This window comes from Motilimonas eburnea, from assembly GCF_021295345.1.
Lineage (GTDB): Bacteria > Pseudomonadota > Gammaproteobacteria > Enterobacterales > CBDFNC01 > Motilimonas > Motilimonas eburnea.
Genome location: NZ_JAIMJB010000025.1, coordinates 38437 through 53667, shown reverse-complemented (window position 1 = coordinate 53667; position 15231 = coordinate 38437). Strand labels below are relative to the sequence as shown.

The following is a 15231-nucleotide window of genomic DNA, read 5'->3' as shown; positions in this document are numbered from 1 at the left end:
GAGCTGAACAATGAGGTGGGGAGCCCCTCTACAGACGAAGTCAGAACGGATTCTGCTTCAAGGAGCGGGCGGCTTCCCCGGAACTGGTTCAATAGTAAATATGTTTGGTTACAACATACAAGGAGCATCCATCAGCACCATTCAGGCTTATGAGCAAACGGTGATCTCATCAGAAAGTGCATTAAGAGCCACGGAAGCGGGCTTTGAAGTAGGCACGCGAACCATCGTTGACGTACTCGATGCCACACGTCAGTTGTATCAATCAAAAGATCAACTTTCTAACGCTCGCTACGATTACATCTTAAGTATGCTTAACCTAAAATACGCCGCAGGGGATTTATCTGAAGACGATATCGCCAACATCAATGCAGGCTTAAAGCCGGTCACTTCAACGCAGTAATACGTTGATCCAATGGCGTAAAAAAACCCACTTGTGTGGGTTTTTTTATTGCTCATAAAACGTTCACTCTGTTAGTTGCGCTCGTTACGGATCGTTTTAATGATCTCTGTGGTGGAGCACCCCTCTTCAAATTGCAACACTTTTACTTCGCCACCATTGGCTAACACTTCAGCGCCACCGGCAATCTGTTCAACTTGATAATCACCGCCTTTAACCAAAATATCCGGCAAAATATCGGCGATTAACTGCTGTGGTGTCTCTTCGGCAAAAGGCACCACCCAATCAACGGCGCCTAACCCTGCTAGCACCGCCATGCGCCGCTCCACTGAGTTCACCGGACGCCCTTCGCCTTTTAATGCGCGCACCGACGCATCGGTATTCACCGCGACAATTAAACGATGGCCTAACTCTTTCGCACTGTTTAAATAAGATACATGCCCCGCATGTAAGATATCGAAGCAGCCATTGGTCATCACCACTTTCTCGCCGCGACTTTTCGCTGCCGCCACGGCTAATTTAAGTGTATTTGGCGCAACCACGCCAAAACCAAGCTCTTGTTGACTGTGCACGGCATTAGCAAGCTCAACTAAGCTCACCGTAGAGGTACCCAATTTACCCACCACCACGCCAGCGGCCGCATTGGCTAAGGTACAAGATGTGGCTAAATCAGCTCCTGCCGATAACGCCGCTGCCAACACAGAAACCACGGTATCGCCTGCCCCTGTCACATCAAACACTTCTTTGGCTTTAGCGGGTAAGTGTAAGGTGCTGCGATCGGCTTGCACTAAGGTCATGCCATGTTCGCTGCGTGTGATCAACAGCGCCGTTAAATCATACTTGGCCAGCATAGCGGTCGCTTTTTCTATGATTTGCTCTTCACTGTGACAAGGGCCTGCCACGGCTTCAAACTCACCATAATTCGGCGTCAATAAATCCGCGCCGCGATACTTTTCGAAATCATTCCCTTTGGGGTCGATTAAAATTTTCATGCCTTGGCGTTTAGCTAAGGCGATCATGTTCGCCACATCAGCCAATGCCCCCTTGGCATAATCGGAAAACACCACCACAGGCGCATAATCCATATTGGCCGAGACACGTTCAACTAATGCTTGGCTGTCATCGGCCAAAAACGATTCTTCAAAATCAAGTCGGATCAGCTGCTGGTGACGGCTTAGCACCCGCAGCTTAGTAATGGTTGGACGCTCGGATTGGCGCGCAAAATCCGTTGCTATGTGCATGCTGGCTAACTGATTCGCTAAAATATCGGCCGCTTCATCTTGGCCCGTTAAGCCAATCAACTTTGCCTTGCCCCCAAGTGCAGCGACGTTCAATGCGACGTTAGCCGCGCCGCCTGGACGGTCTTCAATCTGTTTAACCTTCACGATGGGCACAGGTGCTTCAGGGGAAACCCGCTCGGTTGGGCCATGCCAGTAACGGTCTAACATCACATCGCCGACAACCAATACATTGGCGTTATCAAAATCAGGAAGCGTAATTTTCATATCTAGTCTCATTTTGTTAGCTAGCAGCAGTGTATCATAGGCTAGCTAAGAACTGGCAGCCGAGACTTGTTTGAACACTCGCATTTTCAGTGGCTGGCATCCCTGCACTATCAATAACGGCTATTTTTTCAATTCCCAAAAACATACCTGTCGGCACAAAAATTAGTTAAACTGCAGCGTTATTTGCCACCAAAAAGAGTCGATATGAGCCAACCCAAACTGACTTCGCAATTTGCCCACCCTAAGTATTGGGGCGTCTGGTTAGGCATAGCCGCCATGTTTCTGGTGTCATTATTACCCTATCGCGTCCAACTTTGGTTAGGAAAACACTTGGGCCGTTTAGCCATGAAGCTAATGAAATCAAGATACAAGGTCGCAAAGCGTAATCTTGAGCTGTGTTTTCCTGATATGCCCCCATCTGAACGCGAAGCCATGCTGGAAAAAAACTTTGAAAATACCGGTATCGCGCTCTTTGAGATCTGCATGGCTTGGTTTTGGCCTGATTGGCGCGTACGTCGTCACTTTAAGGTGGAAGGCAAAGAACACCTATTTGCCGCCATTGACAAGGGACAAGGCGTTATCTTGATCGGCGCGCATTTTTTAACGTTGGAAATGAATGGCCGTATCGGCGGCATGGTGCATCCCGGCATCGGCATTTATCGTAAACACAATAACCCGCTGCAAGATTTTTGGTTTTATTGGGGCCGAACTCGGGCGTTAAAAAGCTTGCTCGATCGCAGTGACTTTCGTGGCATGGTGCGAGCCTTGCGCCAAGGCGAAGTCATTTGGTACGCCCCCGATCACGATTACGGCCGTCGTCGCTGCGCCTTTGTGCCCTTTTTTGCGGTGGATAAAGCGGCCACCGTCACTGGCACGGCAAGCCTAGCCAGAACCAAAAATACCGTGGTGATCCCTTCATTTGCTCAGCGTTTAGCCCATGGTCAAGGCTATAAAATGATCTTTAAAGCGCCGCTCGAAAACTTCCCCACGGGCGATGATATAGCTGATGCCGCCACCACCAATAAAGTGATAGAGCAAATGGTGATGACAGCGCCTGAGCAATATATGTGGCTGCATAGACGCTTTAAGACCCGACCTGAAGGCGAGGCATCCTTGTATAAAAAATAAGTTGGCCGCTCACTTAACGAGCCAAGCTAGCCTTGGCTCTGATCACTTTTTATTCTGCGCTACTCGGGTAATGACAAGCCACTAAGCTATCCCATAAATCGATCACTTTAGCCCTGTCCTCCTCATAGCGATCAGCTGACACCACGCGGGTTTGCTGATTCAAGGTTAAACGATGAGCCGCATCGCGTATATGGCAATAGCTTTCAGATAACAGCTTGCCTTGCTCTGGTGATAATAAACCTTGCTCCACGCAGGTTTCAAAAATGCGAATATTGTCAGACCAGCGCGCCATCGCAGACATAGTCTGGGTGTTCGCTAACACTAAAAATTGTGCCATAAACTCGATATCCACCATGCCACCGGGCGACTGTTTTAAATCAAACTGAGTCTCATCGGCGCGCAGTAAGTGATCGCGCATTTTTTGTCGCATGTCCACAACGTCTTTTGCCAAGACATTGATTTCACGCTGCTTGGCTAAAATCGCCAGCCGGATCTGGGTAAACGCTTCAACGATGGCCTCATCACCATATACACAGCGGGCTCGCACTAGGGATTGATGCTCCCAAGTCCAGGCTTCTTGCTCTAAATATTGCTGATAAGCCGCCATCGAACTCACTAATAAACCTGAGTCCCCTTGCGGGCGCAGACGCATGTCCACTTCATAGAGGATGCCAGAAGATGTTCGCGTGCTAAACAGGTGAAGAATGCGCTGACCGAGGCGTAAGTAAAACTGTTTATTATCAATCTCTTTTTGGCCATTGGTGTAGCCCGACACGTCAGTGTCATGCAAGAATACCACATCCAGATCTGAGCCATAGCCCAGCTCGATGCCCCCTAGTTTTCCGTAGCCAATCACGGCAAACCCGCGGCGTTCACTGCCTTGAATGTTCGATGGCTCACCGTATTTTTCTATCATCTGCTGCCATGCAATATTAACCACATACTCCATGATAGCTTCGGCAAGATAGGTTAAATGATCACTGACTTTCATTAAGGGCAAGGCGCCGGCGATATCAGCAGCTGAAATACGTAAGCGCTGGATCTGCTTATATTGACGCAAGCCTTCCATTTGCTGCTCCATGTCCTCTTCAGGAATACGCAGCATATATTGACGTAAATCGCTTTTGTATTGCTCAAATGGCGTAGGGTTGTACAAATGTTGAGGGTCGAGTAACTCGTCAAGCAAGATAGGGTGGCGTGCTAACTGCGCAGCAATTCGAGCACTGGCATCACATAAACGTACCAGCTGTTTTAACGCACCGTGGTTTTCATTGAGTAACTCAAGGTAGGCGGTACGCGTCATAATGCTGGTCAATAGCTCCACCAAACGTTCAATTAAGGTCACTGGGGCGGCTTTGGTTAATGCCTTACAGGTTAGTAGCGGCATTAACTTTTTCAGGTTTTCTCGACCTCTCGGGCCCACTGCACGACGCTGAGTTTCTTTTTTGAAATCAACAACGATACGGTAAAACTTAAGGGCTTCTTCCTCACCTAAGTCAAACTTAGCCAGTACTGCCAAGGCTTCATCCTGCTCAAGGTCGTGCAACCAGAGCTCGGTGATATCACTATCGAGCTCATCATCTTGTTGTTCGTTTTCACCCACCACCCAATCAAACTCTTGGTTAACTTGGGACATCACATGCGTTAATTGCTGATAAAAGCTGTCCCAATCGGTAAAGCCTAATGCCGTGATCAGGCGCTGCTTATCTAACTCATTTTCGGGTAGTGTTTGGGTTTGTTTATCATCAATTTGCTGTAACACGTTCTCGGTGCGGCGTAAAAAATGATAACTATCAAGCAAGGTATTGACGCGGTCGCTAGGCATGACATCTAGCTCAATTAACGCTTGCAAGGTTTGCCTTAACCCTTTTTGTTGCAATAACGGCTCACGGCCGCCACGAATAAGTTGGAAAGCTTGAGCCACAAACTCAATTTCGCGAATGCCCCCTGCGCCCAGTTTTATATTGTCTTTTAGGCCCTTGCGGCGAACTTCAGCACTGATCATGGCTTTCATCTGACGCAGAGATTGGATGGCACTAAAGTCAATATAACGGCGAAATACAAACGGGCGTAGCATGGTTTCAAGCTCATCTTTATAAAGGCTTGTCGGTCCGAGTACCCGCGCTTTGACCATGGCGTAACGTTCCCAATCTCGGCCTTGAGTCTGGTAATAATCTTCAAACGCCGCAAAACTCATCACCAGCGGGCCTGACTCACCAAACGGGCGTAGCCGCATATCCACTCGAAATACAAACCCATCGACCGTAGGCTGATTTAACGCGGCAATAACCCGTTGCCCCAAGCGAATAAAAAACTGCTGGTTAGATAGTTCTCGGCGACCACCGTGTGTTTCGCCGTTTTCAGGAAAGGTAAAAATAAGATCGATATCGGAAGAAAAGTTAAGCTCCTTACCTCCCAGTTTGCCCATGGCCAAGATATAAAATGGCTGCGCGATGCCTTCTTCGCTACGCGGCTCTCCTAACTCTTGGCATTGCTTGTGATAAAGCCACTGGCTGCTTTGGCTAATTAATTCATCGGCAAGACAAGATGTGTGCTCAAGGCTTTCAGCCAAATCGGATTTACCCAGCAATTCACGCCAAGCGATAATGAGCATGTGTTTGCGACGGAATTGACGCAACAACTTTTGCAATTTAGTTTCGTCATGGCAATCAGCCAGGCATTGGCTAAGCTCAGTTTGAATATCTAAACAGCGGCTATTTTGTTCAAACAAACCTTGCTCAAAACACATGCTCACCAACTCAGGCTGCTTGTATAGGCTGTTAGCAATAAAATCACTTAGCCCAAAGGCACGCCTTAAATCACTTTGCTGTTCCACACTCAGAGAGTCGAGCTCGATCAGCTCGACTAATCGGGCTAAATGATGATCGGCGGCGGCAGTTAAATGATCCATATACATTTTCTCTAATGACGGTTGTTTCTTTAACTGCCACTGTACCAATTTACGTCCATATCACCAGCCTAATGTGCTTAAAAATGACCACATAGTGTTCGCAAAATCAATAAAATTGACACAGCGCAGCAGATACCTTAGCTTGACACCGTAAATGATGATTAATTGATTTGAATAAAATATCACCACGACGCTTGACATATTATGTCTAGCGCACTAAAGTTAGCTTTGTCAGACATATTATGTCACAAGGGAGACGTATGAATATTCACAAAATTGCCACCTATCTAAATGGGTTAACAGATCAATCAGACACAGGATTAATTTTTGACTGTGTGCCGATTGCCGGTGAAGTTGATGTGTTACGAGTCGACATCCAAGGCCGCGAAGAAATACCTGTATTTGTTTCCGTCACGGGTGACCAAATTCTTTGTATTTCTTATTTGTGGGGTGAAGACGAGGTAATCGAAGGCAAGAAAGCCGAGATGATGGAAGCCATGCTGGAGATGAACATTCCCATGCCGCTGTCCTCTTTTGCACGTATTGAGCAAAAATACGTTATTTTCGGCGCACTTTCTGAGCATTCAACCCTTGCTGATATTGAGCACGAGGTCAGTGTACTGAGTGATAACAGTTTAGAAGTCATTGCGGAAATGGCTGACTACCTCAAATAAACACTTTAAGGAGTGAACGATGAGTATTTTAAAGAAAATTATTACTGCTGTTCGTGGTGGTGCACGCGAGGTGGGTGAAGGTATCGTGGATGCAAACTCAACACGTATCTTTGAGCAAGAAATTCGTGATGCTGAAAACCACTTAACCAAGGCTAAGCGTGATCTTACCGAGGTCATGGCGAAGCAAATGCAAGCAGGCCGTGAACTTGAACGTATCAAAGGCGAAATCAGTGAGCACGAAGGTTATGCAAGCCAAGCGTTAGCACAGAACAATGAAGCGCTCGCCCTTGAAGTGGCCGAGAAAATTGCCCAGCTTGAAGTTGAGTTGCAAGAGCAAACAACCTCTCATGCTACGTTTGAAAAAGCAGCAACGCGCTTAAAAGACTTAATCAAGAAGAGCGAGCGTCAATTGGCCGATTACCAGCGCCAGCTTAGCATGGTGAAAACCACAGACAGTGTGCAAAAAGCAACCGCGGCCATTACGGATAGCTTTACCTCAAGCAACTCGAGCCTGTTAAGTGCAAAAGAATCACTTGAGCGCATTAAGCAAAAACAAGCCATGTTTGACGACAAGCTTGTGGCCGCAGAGCAATTACAAGCTGAATCAGGTGATCAGTCACTGAAAGATAAACTTAAGCAAGCAGGTATTGGCCAGCAGCAAAACAGCGCAAATGCCGTACTTGAGCGTCTTAAAAATAAATCTTAATTGACTTGTGACAATTGAGCATGACAATACAGGTGGCCCAGCCACCTGCTTTTGTTTTTAACCTTTGCTATCAACTTCAAATCTAGGACCTGCTATGAGTTTTTTCAAAAAGCTGTTTGCGAAACCGGCCGCCAAAGTTGGCCGAGAGTTAACACACCCTTACCAGCTACAACGGGGTGATTTGTTGAAAATGAGTGATAGCTTTGGTTTAGCCGATTTTTTCCGTAATCAGCAGTTTGAAGTCACCGATATCCAGACTCAAGAGTTTCAATATCGCCAACAAACTCAGCTTACTTGTCAGGGTGCACAACGCGACCCTGTTTTCATCTTGCTGGATGAAAAGAATAAAAACACCATCAAACTCACTGCGCTACTCAAGCGCGCCGATGTCGAAAGTTTGTTTGACATGGATGACTTTGCAGAGATCTTTGAACCACCGGGCAAGGCTAAATTAACTCCCCTAAGTCAAGACACCAAATGGCAAGCTTTTTTAGCCAATAATTACCTACAACAAGACTATGCCACCGTAGGTTATTGGCATGATACCGATTATCGAGGCACCAAGCCTCCGGCCTATACCGATGAGCAACACGGCAGGCAGTTTGAGTACTTTTCTTTATTTGGTGAGCAAGAGCAGCGCTGGATTGAAATATATGTATTTGAAAATGGCGACACAGACATATATCTTTCAATAGAAAAACCCATTAGTGACATTACCGAGCTCTGGCCAAAAGGCTGATATTATGACTAACGAAAGAAAGCTACCCGAAAAGTGGGCAAAATCCGCTAAAGCCGCCAAGGCGGTACAAGTGGCATTTGATATGGATGAACAAGTCCAATATTGCATCCGTAAAAAAGCCTTAGATGAAGGCATCAGTCCTTCCGACCAAATTCGTCATATTCTTGAACTGCCTGTGACTCGCAAGCCCAAACGCCCACGCTTAACCGTGTCACTCAGCCCTGAAGATTATCAACAACTTGCCATGAGATATGGCTTAGAGCCTGAGCAGCAATTAGAAATTAAACGCCGCGTAATGGAAGAGCTCGCCACTTTTTCTACTCAATGAACGGGGCGTTAAATGAGTCAGCCACCAAGCTTAAACATGGACGCGCTGTTGCTGGACTTGAAAAGTCATATTGAGCCCGAGAAAGCAGCCTTCTTTCCCACGTTTTTTCAAGCCTTTCCTGGTGGCTATGGCGAAGGCGATCAATTTTGGGGGATCCGCGTCCCCCCTTTGCGCCAACTGGCCAAAAAATACCGCTTACTGCCCATCCAACAAATTGAACAACTCATCAACTCAGCCATTCATGAACAGAGATTGCTGGCTTTATTTATCCTGAGACTGCAATTTGAAAAAGCCGATCCAGCGCACCAACAGGCCATCATAGATTTCTACTTAAGCCATTTAGATGGCGTTAATAATTGGGATCTGGTCGATAGCTCAGCACACTACTTACTAGGCCACTGGTTGCTCAATAAAGACACCGACATCCTATGGCAGCTTGCAAACAGCAACCAGCTATGGTTGCAACGTATTGCTATCATGGCAAGCTTTGCCTTTATCCAACAAGGGCAATTTCAACTGACACTGGACTTAACCGAACACCTATTACACCACCCTCATGATTTAATACATAAAGCCAGCGGCTGGATGTTACGAGAAATAGGCAAGCGCGATTTATCCGTTGAACTGGCATTCCTAGACCAACACTATCAAGTGATGCCTCGCACCATGCTCAGATATGCCATTGAAAAATTCGAGCCCGAGCTGCGCTTATCTTACTTACATGGCACCCGCTAACGGTTTGAATAGACCCAAAACCGCTAAAAACAACCAAGTGATGTGAAGGCGCAATACGGTTTATGCGAATAAAACTGCATAATTAGCCCAAATCAGAAACCGCCTAAGCAAGGGCTCATGTCATTGTTTGTTGCCCCTAAAGGCCAATATTTCCCTTTTCCGTTGCCAACCGAGATCACACAGACTATAAAAAATCACCTCCCCTTTTGCCTGTATCGCCAACAGGATAACCATCACCAAGGGCGATTTATTACTTAAGAAAACCGCACAAAAGAAACGTAAAACAATTTAATTTCAACAACTTAAAAAGAAAGCCTCAGTAAATACCCCCCCACTATCATTGAAGGTTTCATCTGGTTTATCGGCTTTGATCTCGCTCATCTAACCAAGGAGTTACTAGAATATGATTTGTAATTTGCCCCAGCTATTTTGTAAATTGAGCTGCTAGGGATAAATCAGACCAAAGAATCCCCTGCAAACAACAAGCACAACTAGATAATTATTCACTTACTCTGACTATTGACGCTATTTTGAAAAAAGTTAATAGCCAACTAAAATTTAAGTGGCCTGAAGCATATGGAGATCATCATGATACGGAAACCATCCTTAATCGCACTCGCCGTCATCGCTGCTGGCGCAATGAGCAGCCAAGTACACGCAGCCAAGGTACCGGCTGGCGTTGAACTGGCAGCAGTGCAACAACTCGTAAAAGGGAATGGAGCCGAGGTGGCCACCTTAGATCCTCATAAAACAGAAGGGGTGCCCGAAGCCAACGTATTGCGTGATTTATTTGAAGGGTTAGTGACCTCTGGACCCAATGGTGAAACCCTACCAGGTGTTGCGAGCCATTGGGAAACCACAGATAACAAGATCTACACCTTCCATCTACGTAAAGATGCGAAATGGTCAAATGGCGATCCCGTTACCGCGCACGATTTTGAATATTCGTTTAAACGCGGCGTCGATCCCGTGACGGCCTCGCCTTATTCTTGGTACTTTGAAAAAGCTACCATCAAAAATGCAAAAGCCATTATAGCGGGCACGACTGCAGCATCAGAGCTTGCCGTGAACGCAAAAGACGATCACACCTTGATCATTGAACTAGAAAAACCCTTGCCTTACTTTGTTTCCATGCTCTATCACACTTCAACCTTGCCAGTCCATAAGGCCACGGTTGAAGGCAAAGGCGACAAATGGACCCGCCCAGGTAACATGGTCAGTAACGGTGCATATCAGCTAGAAACGTGGACCGTTAACGAGCGCATTGTGCTAAAACGTAGCCCCCAATACTGGGATAATGCCAGCACAGTGATAAACCAAGTGAGTTACTTGCCGCTTCAATCCCAAAATGCCGAAATGAATCGCTTTTTGGCTGATGAAATCCACATGACCTATGAAATGCCTATCGAACATTTCAAACGCCTGAAAAAAGAGCACCCAGACTCAATTAAAGTAACCGGCTATGTGGGAACCTACTACTACCAGTTTAATACCAAACAAAAGCCATTTGATGATGTCAGAGTACGTACCGCGTTATCTTACACCATTAACCGAGAAGCCATTGCCAACTTTATTCTTGGCCAAGGGCAAACACCCGCTTATTCCTTTACTCCAGAAATTGTTGATGGTTTTACACCTGCCCCACAAGCATGGGCAGCCCTAAGCCAAAAAGAACGCGATGCCAAAGCCAAGGCGCTACTGGCCGAAGCGGGCTATAACAAAGACAACCCACTCACCTTTGATTTACTTTACAACACCAGTGAAAACCACAAAAAGGTAGCCATTGCCATTGCCTCCATGTGGAAAAAAGGCCTAGGGGTTGAGGTTAAACTCGAAAACCAAGAGTGGAAAACTTACTTAGATTCCAAAAAACAAGGTAACTTTAGCGTGGCTCGCGCAGGTTGGATTGCTGACTATAACGAAGCTTCTTCTATGCTGAGCTTACTTGAAAGTGACAATGGCAATAATGACGGTAAATACAATAGCCCAGCCTATGATGAGCTGATGGCAAAAAGCCGTAAAACCACCGACGCCAACGAGCGCGCTAATTATTACCAACAGGCCGAGTCCATCTTAAGCCAAGACATGCCTGTTGCCCCTATCTATCAATACGTATCAGCTCGCTTGGTGAAACCTTATCTTGGCGGTTACCCAAATAACCCCCTTGATAACCTATACACCAAAGATATGTACCTCATTAAACAGTAGATATATTTCATTGCTAATCGAACCGCGGCTGCGTTGTGGCCGTGGCTTTAAGCATATGCATTGGAAGCACATGTTATGACCAAGTTTATATTTAAACGCTTGCTGGAAGCGATCCCCACCCTGTTGGTGCTGATCACCGTTTCATTTTTTTTAATGCGCTTTGCGCCCGGCAACCCCTTTTCTAGTGAGCGGTCACTGCCGCCGCAAGTCAAAGCCAATATCGAGGCCAAATATGGCTTTGACAAGCCTGTCGTGGAGCAGTACTTCAATTACCTTAAAAACTTAGTACAAGGTGATCTCGGCCCATCATTTAAATACAAAGACTACACGGTAAATGAACTCGTTGCTCAAGCCTTACCCGTCTCGGCTAAAATAGGCGCCGCCGCCTTTATTCTTGCCGTGTTGATCGGTGTTAGCTTGGGCACCCTCGCCGCCCTAAAGCAAAACTCGTGGATAGACTATCTGGTGATGTCAGGAGCCATGGTAGGTGTCGTGATCCCCTCATTTGTCCTTGCCCCTGTCTTGGTCTTGATTTTCGCCATCGGTTTAAAATGGTTGCCCGCTGGCGGTTGGAATGGTGGCGCAGTGCAGTTTATGGTGCTCCCCGTCGTTGGCATGATGATGCACTATATTTCCTCCATCGCCCGTATTATGCGTGGCAGCATGATAGAGGTCATGAGCTCGAACTTTATACGCACTGCTCGCGCTAAGGGCCTCGCAAGCTCATATATCGTGCTACATCATGCCCTACGCCCAGCGATTTTACCTGTGGTGTCTTATCTTGGTCCCGCTTTTGTCGGTATTATCACCGGCTCGGTGGTCATCGAAACCATCTTTGGCTTACCGGGTATTGGCCAGTTATTTGTTAACGGCGCCCTCAACCGTGATTACTCCATGGTGTTAGGTCTCACTATTTTGGTGGGCGCCTTAACCATTACTTTTAACGCCATCGTCGACATCCTCTATGCGGTGATCGACCCTAAAATTCGCTATTAGTCTGGAGTTAACCATGTTTGTTTCAAAAGAAAAGAGTCAGGCAATAGCAAATGCGGCTGAGAGCCTAGAAATAGAAGGACGCAGCTTATGGCAAGATGCGCGTCGTCGCTTCTTTCGCAACAAGGCTGCTGTCGTCAGCTTAGTTATCCTCACCTTGATCAGTTTGTTGGTCATCATCGGTCCACACCTTAGCGAGTATGCTTTTGATGACACGGATTGGTCTGCCATGCATGTAGGGCCAAGTATCGAAAGTGGCCACTACTTTGGCACCGACAGCCTAGGCCGAGATTTATTTGTGCGCACCTTAATGGGTGGCCAAATATCCTTGATGGTGGGCTTGTTGGGCGCTATTGTCGCGATGCTTATCGGCACCTTATATGGCGCCACTTCCGGCTTTATCGGTGGGCGCGTGGATCAGGTGATGATGCGGGTGTTGGAAATTTTATACTCCTTCCCCTTTATGTTTTTCGTTATCCTACTAGTGACCTTTTTTGGCCGTAATATCTTACTGATATTCTTGGCCATCGGTGCGGTTTCTTGGCTTGATATGGCGCGTATTGTACGCGGTCAAACCTTAAGCTTAAAACGCAAAGAGTTTATTGAAGCGGCCCACGTATGCGGCGTCAGTAAATGGAAAATCATTACCCGTCATATCGTGCCTAACGTGCTAGGTATTGTGGTGGTGTATGCCACCTTACTGGTCCCCAGTATGATCTTATTTGAATCCTTCTTAAGCTTTTTAGGCCTAGGCGTTCAAGAGCCAATGACCAGTTGGGGGGCGCTGTTAAATGAAGGCTCACAATCAATGGAAATTGCGCTCTGGCAGTTGCTTTTCCCCGCAGGTTTTATGGTAACAACCTTATTCTGCTTTAACTTTATTGGCGACGGCTTACGTGACGCCTTAGACCCCAAAGACCGCTAAGGAGAGCCCATGAAACTGCTGGAAGTACAAGATTTAGAAGTTAAATTTGCCACCCCAGAAGGGGATGTAGTCGCCGTCAATAAACTCAACTTCAGCCTAGACAAAGGCCAAACCTTAGGCATCGTCGGCGAATCTGGCTCAGGCAAGAGCCAAACCGCCTTTGCCTTAATGGGGCTGCTTGCCAAAAATGGGCAAATCAGCGGCAGTGCGAAGTTTGCAGGCCAAGAGATACTTAACTTACCTGAGCAACAGCTTAACCACATTCGCGCCGAGCAAATCGCGATGATCTTCCAAGATCCCATGACTTCACTCAATCCTTACATGAAGGTGGGAGTGCAACTGATGGAAGTGCTGATCAAACACAAAGGCATGAGTAAACAAGAAGCCTTTCAACACAGCGTGCGCATGCTGGATGCCGTAAAAATGCCCGAAGCGAAAAAACGCATGAGCATGTACCCTCATGAGTTTTCTGGTGGCATGCGCCAGCGGGTGATGATCGCCATGGCGCTTTTATGCCAACCTAAGCTATTGATAGCCGATGAGCCGACCACCGCACTGGATGTGACGGTACAAGCGCAAATCATGGCGCTGCTCAATGAGTTAAAAGCTGATTTTGATACTTCAATTATCATGATCACTCACGATTTGGGCGTAGTAGCAGGGATTTGTGATTCTGTCTTAGTCATGTACGCAGGGCGCACCATGGAGTATGGCAGCGTACGCGACATCTTCTATCAACCGACTCACCCATATACTCAAGGCTTGCTCAAAGCCATCCCACGTCTTGATACGCAGGGCGAAACCTTGCCTACCATTCCCGGTAACCCACCAAATCTGCTGCGTTTACCGGTTGGCTGCCCGTTCCAACAGCGTTGTGGATTTGTCAGTGAGCAATGCCAACAGGCAGCCCCTGAGCTCATCGAGTTTGCCGCAGGTAGACAACGCGCTTGCTTTCATTCATTCACCAACACTTCTGGGAGCCAGTCATGACACAAGTAACAAGTAATGCGATCCTAGAAATACAGGATTTGAAGGTTCAATTTGCCATCAAGCAAAAAGGCGGCTGGCCTTGGACCCCGCCTGCACAGTTAAAAGCAGTCGATGGGGTATCCATCAAATTGTATCAGGGCGAAACCCTTGGCGTCGTCGGTGAATCAGGCTGTGGTAAATCAACCTTTGCCCGTGCCATTATCGGGTTAGTCAAATCCAGTGCCGGAAATATCCTGTGGATGGGGCAAGATCTCACCCGTTATAATGAAACAGAGCTTCGCGCTGTGCGCCAAGATATCCAAATGATCTTTCAAGATCCTCTTGCCTCGCTCAACCCTCGAATGACGGTGGGTGACATCATCGCCGAGCCGTTGCAAACCTTCTTTCCCAACTTAACCAAGCCAGAGGTTAAGGCAAAAGTGAAAGCCATGATGGATAAGGTCGGCTTGTTGCCTAACGTCATTAACCGCTACCCCCATGAGTTTTCCGGCGGTCAATGTCAACGTATCGGCATCGCGCGTGCGTTAATTTTAGAGCCCAAATTAGTGATTTGTGACGAGCCCGTATCTGCATTGGATGTCTCTATCCAAGCTCAGGTAGTTAACCTACTCAAATCACTACAAAAGGAAATGGGATTATCACTGATATTTATTGCCCATGACCTATCGGTCGTAAAGCATATTTCCGATCGCGTGTTAGTGATGTATTTAGGCAATGAAGTCGAGCTCGCCACCTCCGATGAACTGTTTAATCATCCTAAACACCCCTATACCCATGCTTTAATGTCTGCGGTTCCTCTGCCGGATCCAGATAAAGAGCGTGATAAAACCATTGCCTTGTTGCCAGGGGATTTGCCCTCCCCGATCAATCCGCCATCGGGCTGTGTGTTTCGTACTCGCTGCCCACAGGCACAGCCTCAGTGCAGCGACATAAAACCCAAACTCACTGGCGATGAAAATCACCAGGTGGCGTGTTTATTAGTGTAGGTGTAG

At 47.0% G+C, this 15231-nt stretch carries 13 protein-coding genes and 1 pseudogene; 12 read left to right on the top strand and 2 right to left on the bottom strand.

The window, feature by feature from the left end; genetic code table 11:
- Window positions 1–109: 109 nt before the first annotated feature.
- Window positions 110–400, top strand: a pseudogene (locus tag K6Y21_RS18930) (TolC family protein); the annotation flags it as partial.
- A gap of 71 nt (window positions 401–471) precedes the next feature.
- Here K6Y21_RS18930 and hldE read toward each other — a convergent pair.
- Complete coding sequence (gene hldE, locus K6Y21_RS18925; protein WP_233073450.1) at window positions 472–1902, bottom strand: bifunctional D-glycero-beta-D-manno-heptose-7-phosphate kinase/D-glycero-beta-D-manno-heptose 1-phosphate adenylyltransferase HldE; 1431 nt, start codon at window positions 1900–1902, stop codon at window positions 472–474.
- A gap of 204 nt (window positions 1903–2106) precedes the next feature.
- Between hldE and lpxL the strand changes: the two genes are divergently transcribed.
- Complete coding sequence (lpxL, locus tag K6Y21_RS18920) at window positions 2107–3030, top strand: LpxL/LpxP family Kdo(2)-lipid IV(A) lauroyl/palmitoleoyl acyltransferase (protein ID WP_233073449.1); 924 nt, start codon at window positions 2107–2109, stop codon at window positions 3028–3030.
- A gap of 49 nt (window positions 3031–3079) precedes the next feature.
- Here the strand turns inward: lpxL and glnE are convergent, their stop codons facing one another.
- A complete protein-coding gene (glnE, locus tag K6Y21_RS18915; RefSeq protein ID WP_233073448.1) occupies window positions 3080–5941 on the bottom strand; it encodes a bifunctional [glutamate--ammonia ligase]-adenylyl-L-tyrosine phosphorylase/[glutamate--ammonia-ligase] adenylyltransferase in 2862 nt (953 codons plus the stop codon).
- A 260-nt stretch (window positions 5942–6201) separates the two neighbouring features.
- On the opposite strand from glnE, the gene K6Y21_RS18910 reads away from it, so the two are divergent.
- The 10 genes from K6Y21_RS18910 to oppF all read left to right on the top strand — a co-directional run bounded on the left by K6Y21_RS18910 (window position 6202) and on the right by oppF (window position 15225).
- A complete protein-coding gene (locus K6Y21_RS18910) occupies window positions 6202–6615 on the top strand; it encodes a YjfI family protein (protein ID WP_233073447.1) in 414 nt (137 codons plus the stop codon).
- A 19-nt stretch (window positions 6616–6634) separates the two neighbouring features.
- Complete coding sequence (locus tag K6Y21_RS18905; RefSeq protein WP_233073446.1) at window positions 6635–7321, top strand: PspA/IM30 family protein; 687 nt, start codon at window positions 6635–6637, stop codon at window positions 7319–7321.
- Window positions 7322–7415: 94 nt separating this feature from the next.
- Window positions 7416–8060 carry a hypothetical protein gene (locus tag K6Y21_RS18900; protein ID WP_233073445.1) on the top strand — a complete coding sequence of 215 codons (645 nt, stop codon included), beginning with the start codon at window positions 7416–7418 and terminating at the stop codon, window positions 8058–8060.
- A gap of 4 nt (window positions 8061–8064) precedes the next feature.
- On the top strand, window positions 8065–8388 hold the full coding sequence (locus K6Y21_RS18895) for a hypothetical protein (protein ID WP_233073444.1): 324 nt from the start codon (window positions 8065–8067) through the stop codon (window positions 8386–8388).
- Between the two features lie 12 nt (window positions 8389–8400).
- Window positions 8401–9123, top strand: a complete 723-nt coding sequence (locus tag K6Y21_RS18890) for a DNA alkylation repair protein (RefSeq protein WP_233073443.1) — start codon at window positions 8401–8403, stop codon at window positions 9121–9123.
- Between the two features lie 588 nt (window positions 9124–9711).
- Window positions 9712–11331, top strand: coding sequence for an ABC transporter substrate-binding protein (locus K6Y21_RS18885; protein ID WP_233073442.1), 1620 nt, complete (start codon window positions 9712–9714; stop codon window positions 11329–11331).
- A 75-nt stretch (window positions 11332–11406) separates the two neighbouring features.
- Window positions 11407–12327: an oligopeptide ABC transporter permease OppB gene (oppB, locus tag K6Y21_RS18880; protein ID WP_233073441.1), complete on the top strand. Its 921-nt coding sequence runs from the start codon at window positions 11407–11409 to the stop codon at window positions 12325–12327.
- A 13-nt stretch (window positions 12328–12340) separates the two neighbouring features.
- Window positions 12341–13249, top strand: coding sequence for an oligopeptide ABC transporter permease OppC (gene oppC / locus K6Y21_RS18875; RefSeq protein ID WP_233073439.1), 909 nt, complete (start codon window positions 12341–12343; stop codon window positions 13247–13249).
- Window positions 13250–13258: 9 nt separating this feature from the next.
- Window positions 13259–14239, top strand: coding sequence for an oligopeptide ABC transporter ATP-binding protein OppD (gene oppD / locus K6Y21_RS18870; RefSeq protein WP_233073437.1), 981 nt, complete (start codon window positions 13259–13261; stop codon window positions 14237–14239).
- Window positions 14236–15225 (top strand): murein tripeptide/oligopeptide ABC transporter ATP binding protein OppF, encoded by a 990-nt coding sequence (gene oppF / locus K6Y21_RS18865; RefSeq protein ID WP_233073436.1) that lies wholly within the window; start codon window positions 14236–14238, stop codon window positions 15223–15225. The genes oppD and oppF overlap by 4 nt, the downstream gene beginning before the upstream one ends.
- Window positions 15226–15231 lie beyond the last annotated feature (6 nt).